The organism is Streptomyces otsuchiensis (genome assembly GCF_004305975.1).
Lineage (GTDB): Bacteria > Actinomycetota > Actinomycetes > Streptomycetales > Streptomycetaceae > Streptomyces > Streptomyces otsuchiensis.
This window is the reverse complement of record NZ_BHZI01000553.1, coordinates 1-981: the sequence shown is the minus strand read 5'-3', so window position 1 is coordinate 981 and position 981 is coordinate 1. Positions and strand designations below refer to the sequence as shown.

Annotated in this window: 1 protein-coding gene; it reads left to right on the top strand. The window is 76.5% G+C overall.

The window, feature by feature from the left end; translation table 11 throughout:
* Positions 1 to 969: beta-ketoacyl reductase (locus tag E0D90_RS25800; protein ID WP_130800319.1), on the top strand; the 969-nt coding region annotated here is incomplete at its 5' end.
* Positions 970 to 981: the final 12 nt, after the last annotated feature.

The window sequence follows — 981 nt, the reverse complement described above, 5'->3', positions numbered from 1 at the left end:
GCCGCCCGCCACCTCCACGACCTCACCCGCCACCTCGACCTCGCCGCCTTCGTCCTCTTCTCCTCCGCCGCCGGTGTGTTCGGCGCCCCCGGGCAGGCCGCCTACGCCGCGGCCAACGCCGCCGTCGACGCCCTCGCCGCCGAACGGGCCCGCCAGGGCCTCGCCGGACAGGCCCTCGCCTGGGGCCTGTGGGACGGAACCGGCATGGCCGGGCGGCTCACCGAGCAGGAGGTACGACGGCTCGCCGAGAGCGGCTTCCCGCCGCTGCCCACCGACCGCGCCCTCGCACTCTTCGACACCGCGCTCACCCGTCCCGCACCCCAGCTGCTGCCCCTGACCATCGACACCGGCCGGCTGCCCAGGCCACTGCCGCCGCTGCTGCGCGGCCTGGAACGCCCCTCCGCCCGCCGCGTCGTCACCGCCGCCGCGCCACGGGCCGACACCGCCGGACTGAAGGCCACCCTCTCCGGGCTGTCCGCCGAGGAACGTCTGGAGCGGGTCACCGAGATCGTCGTCTCCGCCGCCTGCGCGGTCCTCGGTCACACCGACCCCGGCCGGGTCCCTGCCGACCAGCCGTTCACCGACCTCGGCTTCGACTCGCTCACCGCCGTCGAACTGCGCAACCGCCTCGGTGCCGCCACCGGACTCACTCTCCCGGTGACCGTCACCTTCGACCATCCCACGCCGCGCGCCGTCGCCGTCCACCTCCTCGACGGCCTCGGCGCCGACGCCCCCGGCACCGCCGCCTCGGTACTCACCCAGCTGGACCGGCTCGACAGCGCGCTCGTCGCCGTCGACCTGGCCCAGGAGGACCGCACGGCGACGGCGGCCCGGCTGCGGGCCCTCGCCACCCGGCTGGAGACCCCCGACCGCGCGGAGAACGGCGCGGGCGGCATCGGCGGGCAACTCGCCGACGCCTCCGCCGAGGAACTCGTCGCCATGCTCGGCAGGGAGTTCGGCATCTCCTGACCCCTCCCGGCC